The sequence below is a fragment of the Thermosynechococcus sp. PP555 genome, assembly GCF_031583225.1.
In the GTDB taxonomy this organism is placed as follows: domain Bacteria; phylum Cyanobacteriota; class Cyanobacteriia; order Thermosynechococcales; family Thermosynechococcaceae; genus Thermosynechococcus.
On record NZ_CP134168.1, the window covers coordinates 2177101 to 2190452 of the forward strand.

At 53.2% G+C, this 13352-nt stretch carries 17 protein-coding genes and 2 tRNA genes; 6 read left to right on the forward strand and 13 right to left on the reverse strand.

The genetic code is table 11. The features are described from left to right. Positions 1–792 (forward strand): ParB N-terminal domain-containing protein, encoded by a 792-nt coding sequence (locus RHH27_RS10725; RefSeq protein ID WP_310438029.1) that lies wholly within the window; start codon positions 1–3, stop codon positions 790–792. Here the strand turns inward: RHH27_RS10725 and RHH27_RS10730 are convergent. After that, positions 789–1028 carry a hypothetical protein gene (locus RHH27_RS10730; RefSeq protein ID WP_302678260.1) on the reverse strand — a complete coding sequence of 80 codons (240 nt, stop codon included), beginning with the start codon at positions 1026–1028 and terminating at the stop codon, positions 789–791. The two genes, RHH27_RS10725 and RHH27_RS10730, sit on opposite strands and share 4 nt — an antisense overlap. Positions 1029–1168: 140 nt before the next feature. Here RHH27_RS10730 and RHH27_RS10735 point away from each other — a divergent pair, with 140 nt between their 5' ends. Then, positions 1169–1381, forward strand: a complete 213-nt coding sequence (locus RHH27_RS10735) for a hypothetical protein (RefSeq protein WP_310742742.1) — start codon at positions 1169–1171, stop codon at positions 1379–1381. 25 nt (positions 1382–1406) lie between these two features. Here RHH27_RS10735 and RHH27_RS10740 read toward each other — a convergent pair whose 3' ends face one another. After that, on the reverse strand, positions 1407–1937 hold the full coding sequence (locus RHH27_RS10740) for a DUF192 domain-containing protein (protein WP_302678262.1): 531 nt from the start codon (positions 1935–1937) through the stop codon (positions 1407–1409). Then, the gene (gene nblR, locus RHH27_RS10745) at positions 1918–2607 is read right to left on the reverse strand and encodes a response regulator transcription factor NblR (protein WP_149819255.1); all 690 of its coding nucleotides are present in this window, start codon (positions 2605–2607) and stop codon (positions 1918–1920) included. The genes RHH27_RS10740 and nblR overlap by 20 nt, the downstream gene beginning before the upstream one ends. A 65-nt stretch (positions 2608–2672) precedes the next feature. Here nblR and RHH27_RS10750 point away from each other — a divergent pair. From RHH27_RS10750 to frr, 3 genes are all read left to right on the forward strand, one after another. Continuing rightward, positions 2673–2746, forward strand: a tRNA-Arg gene (locus RHH27_RS10750). A gap of 52 nt (positions 2747–2798) precedes the next feature. Further along, entirely contained in the window at positions 2799–3527 is a 729-nt protein-coding gene (pyrH, locus tag RHH27_RS10755) for a UMP kinase (RefSeq protein ID WP_302678263.1), read from the forward strand. Continuing rightward, on the forward strand, positions 3514–4062 hold the full coding sequence (gene frr, locus RHH27_RS10760; RefSeq protein WP_149819259.1) for a ribosome recycling factor: 549 nt from the start codon (positions 3514–3516) through the stop codon (positions 4060–4062). The genes pyrH and frr overlap by 14 nt, the downstream gene beginning before the upstream one ends. Before the next feature lies 1 nt (position 4063). On the opposite strand, the gene RHH27_RS10765 is transcribed toward frr, so the two are convergent. The 3 genes from RHH27_RS10765 to RHH27_RS10775 are packed head-to-tail and all read right to left on the reverse strand — an operon-like array spanning position 4064 to position 6690. After that, positions 4064–4702 carry a histidine phosphatase family protein gene (locus tag RHH27_RS10765; RefSeq protein ID WP_206200125.1) on the reverse strand — a complete coding sequence of 213 codons (639 nt, stop codon included), beginning with the start codon at positions 4700–4702 and terminating at the stop codon, positions 4064–4066. 52 nt (positions 4703–4754) lie between these two features. Further along, positions 4755–5924, reverse strand: coding sequence for a SpoIID/LytB domain-containing protein (locus RHH27_RS10770; RefSeq protein WP_302678264.1), 1170 nt, complete (start codon positions 5922–5924; stop codon positions 4755–4757). A gap of 37 nt (positions 5925–5961) precedes the next feature. Beyond that, the gene (locus RHH27_RS10775) at positions 5962–6690 is read right to left on the reverse strand and encodes an HpsJ family protein (RefSeq protein ID WP_302678265.1); all 729 of its coding nucleotides are present in this window, start codon (positions 6688–6690) and stop codon (positions 5962–5964) included. 214 nt (positions 6691–6904) lie between these two features. Between RHH27_RS10775 and glmU the strand changes: the two genes are divergently transcribed. Then, positions 6905–8254, forward strand: a complete 1350-nt coding sequence (gene glmU / locus RHH27_RS10780; RefSeq protein WP_302677618.1) for a bifunctional UDP-N-acetylglucosamine diphosphorylase/glucosamine-1-phosphate N-acetyltransferase GlmU — start codon at positions 6905–6907, stop codon at positions 8252–8254. On the opposite strand, the gene RHH27_RS10785 is transcribed toward glmU, so the two are convergent. The 7 genes from RHH27_RS10785 to RHH27_RS10815 all read right to left on the reverse strand — a co-directional run bounded on the left by RHH27_RS10785 (position 8251) and on the right by RHH27_RS10815 (position 13215). Then, complete coding sequence (locus tag RHH27_RS10785; protein WP_206200129.1) at positions 8251–8583, reverse strand: hypothetical protein; 333 nt, start codon at positions 8581–8583, stop codon at positions 8251–8253. The two genes, glmU and RHH27_RS10785, sit on opposite strands and share 4 nt — an antisense overlap. Positions 8584–8637: 54 nt before the next feature. Next, positions 8638–8709: transfer RNA gene (locus RHH27_RS10790), tRNA-Val, on the reverse strand. Positions 8710–8762: 53 nt separating this feature from the next. Beyond that, a complete protein-coding gene (pyrF, locus tag RHH27_RS10795; RefSeq protein WP_302678266.1) occupies positions 8763–9467 on the reverse strand; it encodes an orotidine-5'-phosphate decarboxylase in 705 nt (234 codons plus the stop codon). Between the two features lie 24 nt (positions 9468–9491). Continuing rightward, positions 9492–10088, reverse strand: a complete 597-nt coding sequence (locus RHH27_RS10800) for a DUF3611 family protein (RefSeq protein WP_302678267.1) — start codon at positions 10086–10088, stop codon at positions 9492–9494. 30 nt (positions 10089–10118) lie between these two features. Beyond that, a complete protein-coding gene (locus tag RHH27_RS10805; RefSeq protein ID WP_302678268.1) occupies positions 10119–10955 on the reverse strand; it encodes a sulfurtransferase in 837 nt (278 codons plus the stop codon). 13 nt (positions 10956–10968) lie between these two features. Continuing rightward, positions 10969–12120 carry an NAD-dependent epimerase/dehydratase family protein gene (locus RHH27_RS10810; RefSeq protein WP_181494710.1) on the reverse strand — a complete coding sequence of 384 codons (1152 nt, stop codon included), beginning with the start codon at positions 12118–12120 and terminating at the stop codon, positions 10969–10971. A gap of 93 nt (positions 12121–12213) precedes the next feature. After that, positions 12214–13215 (reverse strand): hypothetical protein, encoded by a 1002-nt coding sequence (locus tag RHH27_RS10815; RefSeq protein ID WP_302678269.1) that lies wholly within the window; start codon positions 13213–13215, stop codon positions 12214–12216. Between the last annotated feature and the right edge of the window lie 137 nt (positions 13216–13352).

A 13352-nucleotide genomic window follows, 5' to 3' on the forward strand; every position in this document is an offset into this window, starting at 1 on the left:
TTGACAGCGATTGAACTGAGCCCTGACCTTGTGCCCGCAGATCAGGGAAGGATAGAGGAACTGGCTAGTTCAATTCTCAAAGCAGGTATCTGTTTTCCACCGCTAGTGGTGCGGCGTTTGGGCGATCGCTTAGCCTGTCATCGCTTCAAACTCTTGTCAGGTCATCAGCAGTATTATGCTGCCCAAAAAGCCAATCTTAAAGAAATCAATGCCCTGATTATTGAAGAAAATGATACGCCAGAAATAGAAACTGCAATTCTCAGTCAAATTCAGTCTAACTCCACAATTTCTGAAGTAACAGAAGCACAAAACCAAGAACAAACTACAGAGCCTTTAGCTTTTGACTCACCAGCGAGCAACTCCAACGGAAATCTTACCAAGACACTCCTTCAGCAGCTTCTAGAGCAAAATCAAGCTATTTTTCAGTCCCTAAAAGAAATGGAGGCAGCCCTAGTAAACATCAATGCCAAACTAGATAACTTACCACTGCCACAGGTGTCACCCCCCACACCAACAACAACACTATCAGGCTCCTCGGTAGATCGCAACCAACCTCAGTTAAAAATACGCTTGCTTAATCAAGGCTCCAGAGCCGAAATCCAACAGTGGCTTATAAATGCAGGAGTAGGTGAAACAAGCCGTCGAAAATATATCAAAGAGATTATTGAGTTTCGTACTCAATCTCCCTTTCAGTCTCTCATTCACCTTAAAGAAATTTTGAACCTGAGACCCCAGACCCTTACAAAACTCGAAAAGTGCCCCGTACCAGCAAGTTTGAGTTTTCTTCACTAGGCCGTGCCAGTTAACCATTGGCCACCGCATAATCCAACTGTTGCTCCCACAGCAAGGGCGATCGCTGGGTGCCATTTGAGGCGCGTAATTGCCACAAGGGAAAAGACCAAGAGCACGCTATTGAGAATGAGACTGACGGGCTGATTGAGGTGGACAATGGCAGGCGCAAGGTTAATGGCTGCTGACAACACCATACCCACCACCGCAGGATAATGAATGCCTGCTGCCTCAGCCAATGCAACTGATCGATGAAGACTTGTTTCAGTTTGCCCAAGAATTAGTGTAAAAAATGTGAAACAAACCTTGACAGAGTTTTGGTACTGATTTGAGCATACTAAGCATGCTAGTGGTAAAACTCTTTGCAAGGATTTGAAATATGCTTGACAAGATGTTTAAGGCACTGACACATCCCAAGACGATGGCCACTATTGGCATAGTGGGTCTAATTCTTACCGCGATTGAAGAAAAGAGAAGTAAAAATAGAGGAGATATAAAAGCTGCAGAAGAGGCTAAGAAACTACAGGAGTCTCTTATCAAGGTGACATCGCGAAGTTTAAGCAAGGTGTTTTGGGGCGATAACACTTTTTAAGGATTAATTAGCCTTGTAGCTTCAGCTATCTTCGAGTACTTTCGGGTTCAGTAGTAAACTGTATCTCTACAGGATCATTGACCTTAAGTCCCAGTTCAGCGGCGCGGCCACCTGCCAGTTCTAAAACGGCATCGACTGGAACCCCAGATTCGTAGGTGGGGCAGGGCAGGGTTTTGCAGGGGGGCGCTGCGGGGGCGATCGCTACCACTTTACCGTCCCTAAGAAAAATCAAGTCCAAGGAAATGAGACAGTTTTTCATCCAGAAGCTAGCCACTTGAGGCGGAGAGATGGGAAACAGCATCCCGCGATCGGGGGGTAACTCCGAACGAAACATCAAGCCCAACTGCTGCTGTGCCGGCGTGCGTGCCACTTCCAACTGAATCCATGTATCGTGAATGCGCGCCTTGGCCGTAATGGGTAGATATTGCGGAATGCCGCGAACCACTTGCGGGGGTGCGGCCGGATCCCCTTGGCTCAGACTTTGACAGCCCAGCAGTAACCCCAACGTGACCAATCCCAGAACCAGCCAGCGTAACTTAGGCTTCACGGAGAACATAGCCCACTCCTCGCACTGTGTGAATCAATCGTTTTTCGCCATCAGGTTCAATCTTCAACCGCAGATAGCGAATATACACTTCAATGACGTTGGATTCTCCCAAAAAGTCATAGCCCCAGACATTTTCTAAAATTTGCTCACGGGTAAGGACTTCGCGGGGATGCTCCATGAGAAACTTCAGTAGTTCATACTCCTTCATCGTTAGATCGATCGTGCGTCCATTGCGCTCCGCCCGCCGCGTCAAGAGATCAAGGGTCAAATTATCAAATCGCAACACCTCACTTTGGGTGACTGGCGGCTTCAGATAAAGCTGAATCATTTGCAAAAAGGGCTTGGGACTATAGGGCAGCAGTAGGTAATCATCGGCACCCGACTCCAGCACCGCCACCCGATCCTCTAGGCGATCGCTCTCCAGCATCAGTAGAATTGGCAAACTAATCCCCTGCTGGCGCAACCGCTGGCACAACTCCATACTGTTGAGCCGCCCCAAATAGCGATCCATGATGATCAGGGCAGGCTGCCATTCTGCGCAGGCCAAGTGACATTCCTTTTCCGTTGTTGCAATCACGGGGTCATAGCCTGCGGCTTGGAGGTCTTGCCCCATGCGCTGTGACAAGGGGTTGTCAGCGCAGACCAAAAGTAAACGTGAAGGGGGAGAATTTAGCTCCATCTCAATCATCCCTACTATGAAGATCTTACTTTCAGCTTATGCCTTGTGGGAAAATGTTCAAAAATGCGCCCGTAGCTCAGCGGAATAGAGCACTCGCCTTCTAAGCGATTGGTCGTTGGTTCGAGTCCAACCGGGCGCGTCTAACCTGCTATCGTTGATGGGGAGCGTATTGGAGTGCAAGAATCCTCGCAATGAGTCCTAAATATCGCCGCGTATTGCTCAAATTGAGCGGTGAAGCCCTCATGGGCAACCTGAACTACGGCATCGATCCAAAAGTGGTGCAGGCATTTGCCAGCGAAATTGCTCAGGTGGTGCAAGCGGGAGTTCAAACTGCCATTGTGGTGGGGGGTGGCAATATCTTTCGTGGTATGAAAGGGGCAGCGGCTGGCATGGATCGGGCGACCGCAGACTACATTGGTATGATTGCCACTGTCATGAATGCCCTGACCCTGCAGGATGCCCTCGAACAGATCAATGTCCCTACGCGGGTGCAAACTGCCATTGCCATGCAGGAGGTGGCCGAACCCTACATTCGTCGCCGTGCCATTCGCCATCTGGAAAAGGGACGGGTGGTCATCTTTGGAGCCGGGTCAGGAAATCCCTTTTTTACCACTGACACAACAGCCGCCCTGCGAGCTGCCGAAATTGATGCCGAAGTGATTTTCAAAGCCACTAAAGTCGATGGCGTCTATGATGCCGATCCCCACAAAAATCCGAATGCGCGTCGCTACCGCAGTCTTACCTACACCCATGCCCTCACCCATAACTTGGCGGTGATGGACAGTACAGCGATCGCCCTGTGTAAAGATAATGATATCCCCATCATTGTGTTTAGTTTAGAAACGGCCGGTAATATCTACCGCGCCTTGACTGGGGAACCCATTGGTACGATGGTTGGAGGCTCCTGTGAAATTAGCTGATGTCGAAGAGCGGATGCAAAAATCGGTTGAAGCAACCCAGCATGACTTTAATAGTATCCGCACGGGTCGCGCCAACGCGGCGTTATTAGACCGGGTAATGGTGGATTACTACGGCACGGAAACCCCCTTGCGCTCCTTGGCCAACATCTCTACCCCCGATGCAACCACGATTTTGATTCAGCCCTACGATCGCTCCACATTGGCCAGCATTGAAAAAGCCATTCAACTCTCTGACTTAGGATTGACGCCCAACAACGATGGCTCCAGCGTCCGCCTCAATATTCCGCCCTTGACCACAGAGCGACGCAAAGAACTGGTGAAAACTGCCGCCAAAATTGCCGAAGGGGGCAAAGTTGCCATTCGCAACATCCGTCGTGATGCCATTGATCACATCAAAAAAGAGGGTAAAGCCGGCGAACTCACTGAAGATGAAGTGAAAGACTTGCAAGAGAAAGTGCAAAAGCTCACCGATAAATACATCGGTAAAATTGATGCCCTGCTCGCCGAGAAAGAAAAGGACATTATGACCGTATAGGCTAGGTGCCCGGCAAGTGCCGCAGTTCGGGACTCAGGTGCGATCGCTCCGCAAGGGCAAGGAGCAATGGCCCACGGGAGGTATATTCGACAATACTGACACTGGCTACTGGGGCAGCAATGCGATCGCGAAATCGTCCCACATCAATACCCAGAAGACCACAGAGCATAATCCGAATGGTGGCCTTGTGGGAAACCAGCAGAACATTGCCGTCGGGATACTCCCGCTCAATTTCTAAGAGAACGGCATTACTGCGGTAGTAGATGTCAATCCCCCGCTCACCCCCTGTGGGCGCATTCCAGCCCGGATCCGCCAGCCAGCGCACATAATCATCGTGGAACTTGGCATTCACCTCTTCCGGGGAGAGGCCTTCCCACTGACCATAGTAAATTTCCCGCAGACCATCGCGAACCTGCATTTGAAGACCCACGCGATCGCACAAAAACTGTGCCGTGGTTCGAGTGCGCAACGTTGGACTGACAAAGACGGCTTGCCAAGGCAACTGAGCATAGTGTTCGGCAAAGGCCTCAGCCATCGCTAGACCGGCATCCGTTAAGGGTGGATCCAGTTCTCCACAGTAGGCATTGGCGCGACTAAAGCTAGTTTGCCCGTGGCGCAAGAAATAGAGTGTTAAGACCACAACCTTCACCCCATACCGCTAGGGGCAGCATAGTCGAGGGGCACAAAGCTCGTCAACGCTGAGTCGTGTCCAATACACTCAATGTAACGCCTTGGTAATAATGCCCCAAAATTTGGTCGTAGGTGTAGCCCTGTAATGCCATACCGTAAGCCCCCCATTGACTCATGCCCAAGCCATGACCGTGACCCCGGCCAGTAATTGTAAAGGCCACTGGCACACTTTGCCCCCTTTGACTGGCCACGTTGCCATACTCTGGCGTAATCGTCAGTAGGGTACTGCGCAATCCCAACACCCGCCGTAGTTCACTACCTGAAATGGTGCGGCTACCTGCTGTGCCCACCACTTGCACTGCCATGACTCGCCCTTGGGGAGTCAATTGCAAGGGGCGAAAGCCAACGATGGTACCAATACCGGGGAGGCGTTGTTGCAGTTGTGCCGCCGTGAAACGCACCGTCCACTGAAAGTTGGGGGAGATTTGGTCAAAGTCAGGGGTACCGCGCAGGTAGGGAACGGCATTTTGCCAAATGTGCTCTGAATTTTCGGTGTGACCCCCTGAGGAGGCATGGAAGACGGCTTCAATGATTTGGCCATTGTAGGTGAGCACTTGACCGCGTGTGGCGGCAACGGCAGCTAGGGTACTGGCGGTTTCTGAACTGACCCCCGGATACACCTGATGGGTGACGGTGGCACCGACATCAAAAAGACTACCGGGACGACGGCGTTCGCGATCGCGCCGAAAGAGAACAAAGGAACGGGAGGCCACCGCTTGAGCTTTGAGGGCTTCCAGCGGCCAAGAGGGATACATTTCCTTGCCCACGACACTGGGCAGATACTCCTCTAAATCCACGAGGTTGATGGCGATAATCCCCTCACTGGTACTCACCAATTGCAACCGCCCGCGATACCAGCGATCGCCCACCCGCACGAGGCCATGGTCTCGAGGTTCGAGGAAAACTTGCCGCCCCTGCACACCCCCTGCTTGTACCCCCGCCCCCGTGAGCACAGCCGTAATATTCTGCTGCGGTGCCACTGTCAGCACCCGACCCGCCTCATCCCGTAATTGTGCTGGGGTGGAGCTACTGATTGTTACTTGGCGTACCCGATCTAAAACCGCGACCCGCAATTCCACTGCTGCGGCCGTCAGTTGGAGCAGCAGGCTGATCAAGCAGCCGAGACCCAGCGACTGCGACAGAAGACGCCAACGTACAATGAGGTAAAGCATATTCTACTCCTCAGGTAGGCGGCAATGGTGACGATGCCTAGCGGTGTTCGCGCAGACCACTCCAACCAATGGTAATAAAGCCCACTGCCAATAGAAAACTACGAAGTCCTACCCTGAGACGATTCAGAAAGGCTTCCTGTTGCGCCCGATTCACCGCTTCCTGTTGTTGGTTGCGGATGCGCTCCCGTGCCTGACCCGCTTGTTTATCAAGGGCTTGGGGGTCTTTTTGTAACTGCTCGAGAATCGCCTGTTGATCGGGGGGCAGTTGATTGCTTTTCAGGAGTTGCTCCAGTTGACCGCTACTGGCCAATTGTTTAATTTGCTGCTGTTCCTGCTCAACCCGAATTTCTGCCTGTGCCGCCTCTTGATTGATTTGGTTGACCGCCTGTTCCGTAATTTGCCCCGTAATCGATAGGTAGAGGGGAATCCCCAGCAGGCAGAGCAATCCTAGCAAACTCGAGAGGACAAAGACCCAAAATCGCCAATCCTTGAGGGCAGGTTCCCCCGGCTCCGGCTGCGTCGTACTGCCAGAAACCGCTTGAATCCAAAAGCCAGTGTAGATAAAGACAAACCCAATCAAGGGGGTGGCACCGCGCTCAATGAATTGGTTAACGACCGTGAGTTGCCACTGGCTATTATTGAACTGGGGAGTAATAAAGAGAATGCTCCACTCGACCAAAAAGGTGAGGAGCAGGATGATTCCCACCAATTTTAGGAACTGAGCCGCCAAGGGGACAGGTCGCTTGGTTGATTTTGAAGCAGTCATGGACTGTGAGTGACTCGTCAACTACTGCATCAACCTTACTGGATTTTGGGGTCGTTGATGCATCTTGGACGCATTGACTCGCCTGTGGTGCTGCTATCTTTGGCTACCGCAACCTTGGTATACTCCAATTGTGCATGGCGCTGATGCGGCTGGGCTGCTTCTCCCCAGTATTGCTCGTTTGCCATCCCTTTGCGCATTGAGGCACAACAAATCCATGGTCATTGTGGCAGTCTTAGCGGCAGGACGAGGCACACGGATGAAATCCTCGCTGCCAAAAGTTCTCCATCCCCTAGGTGGGCGATCGCTGGTGGGCTGGGTTTTGCACCAAGTTCAATCTCTGCAACCGCAACGGCAGTTTGTGATCATTGGTTATGGAGGCGACACAGTGCGGGCTGCCTTAGCGGATCAACCCCACGTGGAGTTTGTCGAGCAGCGGGAACAACTGGGAACGGGTCATGCGGTACAGCAGCTTTTGCCGTACCTCAAGGACTATGAAGGCCATCTTTTGGTACTCAATGGCGATGTGCCCCTCTTGCGTGGGGAGACGCTGGCGAAGTTGCTTGCAGTCCACCAGAAACACAACAATGCGGCCACGATTTTAACGGCACAAATTCCCAACCCCCAAGGCTATGGCCGTGTGATTTGTGACAGTCAGAATATCTTGAAGCAAATTATTGAAGACCGTGACTGCACCACAGCCCAAAAGCAAAACCGCCGCATCAATGCTGGGGTGTATTGTTTCCACTGGCCCCAACTGGCTGCTGTGTTGCCCCATCTCCAATCCAACAATGATCAGCAGGAATACTACCTCACCGATGCCGTCAATGCCCTCAGTCCTGTGATGGCGGTAGATGTGGAAGACTATGAGGAAATTTTGGGCGTTAACGATCGCGTGCAGTTGGCGGCAGCCTATCAAGTGCTGCAAAATCGCATCAAAACTGCTTGGATGCAGGCGGGGGTGACCCTGATTGATCCGGCCAGCATTACCATTGAGGACACCGTGGAGCTGGCTCCCGATGTGGTGATTGAACCCCAAACTCACCTGCGCGGCCAAACCCGTATTGGCAGTGGTAGCATCATTGGCCCCGGCACTTTGATTGAAAACAGTGTGATTGGCGAACGGGTAACGGCTCGCTATGCCGTGATTAGCGACAGTGAGATTGGCCATGATACCCAAGTGGGGCCTTTTGCCCACATCCGCCAGCAAAGCCTGGTTGCCGATCACTGCCGCATTGGTAACTTTGTCGAGCTAAAAAAAGCGCAGTTGGGCAGTGACACCAAGGCCTCTCATCTGTCCTACCTAGGCGATGCCACCTTGGGCGATCGCGTCAATATCGGGGCAGGAACCATTACCGCCAACTACGACGGCGTGCGCAAGCACCCCACCCATATCGGTAGCGGCACCAAGACCGGGGCTAACAGTGTTTTAGTGGCTCCGGTAACCCTCGGCGAAAATGTTACGGTGGCGGCGGGTTCAACGGTGACAGAAGATGTACCGGCTAATGCCCTTGTCATTGCCCGCTGTCGTCAAGTGGTCAAGCCCAACTGGCACCCCAAAGCCTAGCCCGCCCCACAGCAGGGTTCAATGCCCAGCCGCCGCAGGAGCAGATCACTCACCGCATTAGCAACCGCAAACTCGCTATAGAAGCTTTGGGAAAAATCAAACTCTTGCAACTCCGTGACCAGAGCCAAGAGAATGCCGCCAAGATCATGCTCCCCTTCCAGCCGCTGACGGCGGTACACTTGGGCGGCTCGCTGGGCGATCGCTCGATTCACAGCTTCTGGCAAATACTCGGTGTTGAGCCAATCGAGAAGAGCTGCCTCCAACCATGCCGCATCCGCAGTGCAGTCACCACAAGGGGGAAGCTGAATCGGCGGAATCGGGGTACTCATGGCAGAGTCCTAAACTCGTCTGATTATGTTCATCTTATAACTTGAACTAAGCAATGGGCGATACTGGATTCGAACCAGTGACCCCTTCCGTGTGAAGGAAGTGCGCTACCACTGTGCTAATCGCCCTAGTTCAGACAATTCTTAATCATATCTTGGATTGCAGGTTTTTGTAAATTGCCTTAAACAACGCTGCGGCAAATTTCATCAAAGGTTGCGGCGGGATCCGCTGCTTGTAAAATCGGACGGCCAATTACAAGGTAAGAGGCACCAGCAGCAAAGGCGGCATTGGGCGTCAGCGATCGCGCTTGATCCCCTGTGGCAGTACCAAGGGGGCGAATCCCCGGACAAATTCTCAAGAACTCCTCTCCGCAGCGTTGTTTTACCCGTGCCGCCTCCTGAGGAGAGCAGACAATGCCCGCCAGTCCCGCTTGATGGGCTAGATCAGCCATGCGTTCAACATAGGTGGCCGGATCAAGGGGAATCTGGAGTTCTTGCTGCAGGGTGTTTGCGTCAATGCTGGTGAGCAAGGTCACCCCAATGAGTTGGGTGGCGCTTCCCCCTAGAGCCGCCTGCGCGCTTTTCAGACCCGCTAATCCCGTTGCCGCATGGATAGTCACAAAGTCCACGCCATAGGGGGCGATCGCCCGGGCTGCGGCGGCCACCGTATTGGGAATATCGTGGAGCTTCAAATCGAGAAAGATACGCTTCCCCTGATCCTTGAGGACATCGAGAATAATCGGCCCGCTGGCACAAAAGAGTTCTAGCCCCACCTTCCAAAATTGCACTTGGGGCAGCGTATGAATAGTGGCGATCGCGACCTCCAAATTGGGCACATCCAAGGCCACAATAATTTTGCTGGCAACAGCCTCTTGAGAATTAAACAAGTCTCTTGGATCTCCTCAGACGATTCACAGGGGACGGCGCACACAGCGCAACAACCACAGCGCCACAATAATACCCGTCAACTGAGCGGCAATCGTATTCACCTTCGCCTGAATCACAAAAATCTCCAACGGCTCAATCAAGACATTAGTGGCATAGACCGCCGCCCCTTGGGGAATTGACAGCACCTTGAGCAACAACATGCCCACATTCCACTCTGCGGCAGCCACCGTAAAAATCATGCCCGCAATATTTACCCAGAGACCAATATTCAAACTGCGGATCACGTGCTCCTTGGTCGGGCGTTTTTCTGGGCGATCCAAGCGTCGTCCCAGTTGCGGATAGCGATAGCAGCAGTAAATACTCACGCCCAAAAACACTAGACCAATAATCGCCAGCACTAAGCCCAGTGTGGGACTATTCATGCCATTTTGCGGACGATTGATATTGAATTGGCGACTAAAGATAACAATGATAATAATCAACAGCGAGACAAAGCCAAGGACGACCTGTGTCCAAAAGCCAATCCAGCCAAAGCGTTGCAGTTCACGGCCAAGACGGTGGAGAGGCTGGGTCGTACTTCGATGGGATGGTGGGGGGGCATTACTGGGAAGACGTTCCATGGTCGGGTGAGGAAGAGGGCTTAGGCTTGATCATAGCGAACGGTCATGAGGTGCCGCCAAGTAGGAACACCAATCGCTCCAACTGCCCGCATAGAGCTTGGTTTGATGCAGGCCAGCGATCGCCAGCCCCAAAATATCCACACAGGCCGTTACCCCCGATCCGCAATAGACAATAATTTGCTCAGCCTCAGCCAAAGGCTGCCAGTGGGCTTGCAGTTCCGCCACAGATTTCAAGCGCCCCTGTGCATCGGAGATGGCCTGCCACGGATAATTCACTGCTCCGGGAATATGACCCGCGATCGGATCAATGGGTTCAATTTCACCGCGATAGCGACGGGGTTCGCGGGCATCCACAATCACTGTCTGGGGGTCAGCTTGAGCAGCCATCACGCCAGTCCGATCCACCACCCACTGCGAATGAGGATGGGGCTGGAAATTGCCCGGTCGAGGCGAGGGAACCTCAGGGGTTGTCGGATACCCGGCTTCGACATAGGCGCGATAGCCACCATCAAGCACCGCTGCGCGATCGTGTCCCAGCCAACGTAAGAGCCACCAGCAGCGAGCGGCATAGGCAAACCGCGAATCATCGTAGGCCACCACCAAGGTGTCTGGGGTAATCCCCATTTGATTGAGCCGTGCTGCCAACTTCTCTGGATCGGGTAGGGGATGACGCCCGCCACGCTCTTGCCGAGGGCTGGAGAGATCCTGCTCTAGGTCGAGATAGTAGGCTCTTGGAATGTGCCCCTGATCATACTCCCGTTGCCCGCGGGTGATGTCCATGAGGTCAAAGCGGCAATCCACAATCACCACTGTGGGATCGGCCAAATGCTCAGCCAACCAAGACGCCGTTACGGCATAGGGGGTCATAGCGGCCGTGGGTTTAGGCGCGCCATTTCACTTTGGGCAGAATGTGATTAACATCCACCCGGTCTTTGTACTTGATGGCAAAGTTCAGCAGGGAGTCGAGGAGCGAATCCGACAGGTAGTGGGGTTGCAGTCCCAAATCCAGCAGTTTGGTGTTTTTGGCGTTGAAGTAGTGCTCTTCTTTTTCAACACGGGGGTTTTCGAGGTGCTGGATTTCCACCTTGAGGCCGAGGGCTTTACCCGCTTCTTGGACTTTGTGGGCAAGGTCACCGACACTAAATTGTTCTGTGAATTGGTTGAGGACGCGGAATTCACCCGGTGCGGCGGGGTTGTTAACGGCCAATTCGATACAACGCACGGTATCGCGAATATCCAAGAAACCGCGAGTTTGCCCGCCCTTGCCATAGACCGTCAGGGGATGACCAATGGCAGCTTGAATACAGAAGCGATTGAGGGCGGTGCCAAAGATACCGTCGTAGTCAAGGCGGTTGATCAACAGTTCGTCCATGCCCGTTTCTTCGGTGAGCACGCCATAGACTACCCCTTGGTTCAAATCGGTGGCGCGCAGTCCCCAAATGCGGCAGGCAAAGTGAATGTTGTGGCTATCGTGAACTTTACTGAGGTGATAGAAGCTACCGGGCTGCTTGGGATAGGGCAATGTATCCTTGCGACCATTGTGCTCAATGGTGATGTAGCCCTCTTCAATATCAATGTTGGGGGTGCCGTATTCACCCATCGTGCCTAGTTTGACAAGGTGGCAGTCAGGGTTGTGGGTATGGATGGCGTACAGCAGGTTGAGGGTGCCGACAACATTATTGACTTGGGTAAAGACGGCGTGCTCCCGGTCAATCATGGAGTAGGGGGCGGAGCGTTGTTCGCCAAAGTGGACGATCGCCTCGGGCTGAAACTCCAGCATGGCACGCTCAAGGAAGTGATAGTTACAAATATCGCCAATATAAAGGCCAATTTTCTTGCCAGTGAGATCCTGCCAGCGTTGCAGACGGTGCTGAATGGGGGCGATCGGTGTGAGGGTCTCGACACAGAGTTCGGCATCCCAGTGGCGCCGAATCAGGCTATCCAAAATCGCCACATCATGGCCACGATTTGAAAGGTAGAGGGCTGTCGCCCAGCCGCAATAACCATCACCGCCAATTACGAGGACTCTCATGCTAACCGTGCTGAAATCGATAATTACTCCGCCAGCCATTGAATGGCTTCCATACCACGTTACCAGTAATGGGGACATCGGTGATCCATTGGGTTAGAATTCGGGGGCGCGAGTTTGACTCTCAGAAAAGATATGTAATTTAATGGTTTGTCCCGCTAAGTCAATTTGCACAATATCGCCAGAAAGAAAATCCAAGGCTTCTAATAGGGCTTGTAATTGCGGTGTGCTGGCACCCGATTCTTGGTAGAGGCGATCGCTCAAATGGCTGAGGCGCTGCCACGTGGTATAAAGCCGAGCAATAGTGCTTTCCAGTTGGGCGGCCTGCTGCAGGAGATCGGCAACGGTTTGCAGTTGCTCAAGGCGCTGGGCTTCGATCAGGACTTGTTCCAGATCCACAGGGTGGGTCTTGAGGGCTTGAATTTGGGGAGCGGCCTCAAGATAGCGGCTGAGTTGGCGAGCCGTCGCCGTGATTTCCTTAACCGTTTCCACACTGGGATCGCTGGCCAGTTCTTGGGAGAGTTCCTGCTGCTGTTGGGGGGGGAGCTTTTCTAATTCTTTGACTAAGGGGGCAACGTAGCGGGGGGCAAGGGTGCGATCGCTGGCCTTTTGGCGCACCACTGGCGGTAGGAGATCAGAGTGCAGAGCCGTCCATTCCGCTTGGAGTTGGCGCACTTCACGGTGGGTAATGCGATCGCCCGCTGCTGCGGCTTGGGTAATCAGGGCTTGCACCTCAGGATCCGCTGCGGCGGTCTCCAAAAAGGCGCGTTTACTAAAGCGAGAAATGGCTTCGGGGGGCAGGGGACGTTCCTTGAGCAATTCATCGGCGCGATCGGCCAACTGAATCAAATCATCGGCACGGCGTTTACTAATTTCGTGTTCCTGGAGCCACTGCTGAAAGCCAATACCCCGCTCATCCCCTTGATGGCGATAGCGATCGCGCACCGCCCGTAGAATTTGCCCCCGCCAGATCTCTGTTTGTAGATCAAAGCGCTCACACACCTGCCACGCTTGGCGCACCTGTTGAAGAAATTCCTCCTCAGAGAGGGGAGTATCCGCAGCCGGAATGGGCAAAACAAAGTCAGGCGTTGGCTCCATTGGTCGGCGAAAACCACAGCTTCAGCAGTATAGCCTATCCCAAACAATAGAGATAACCATCCCGTGCGGCAATATAGGCAATATAGACCTTGCCGTCCCAAACAACAGGTGAAATTCGCTGTCATCGGGAACCCGCG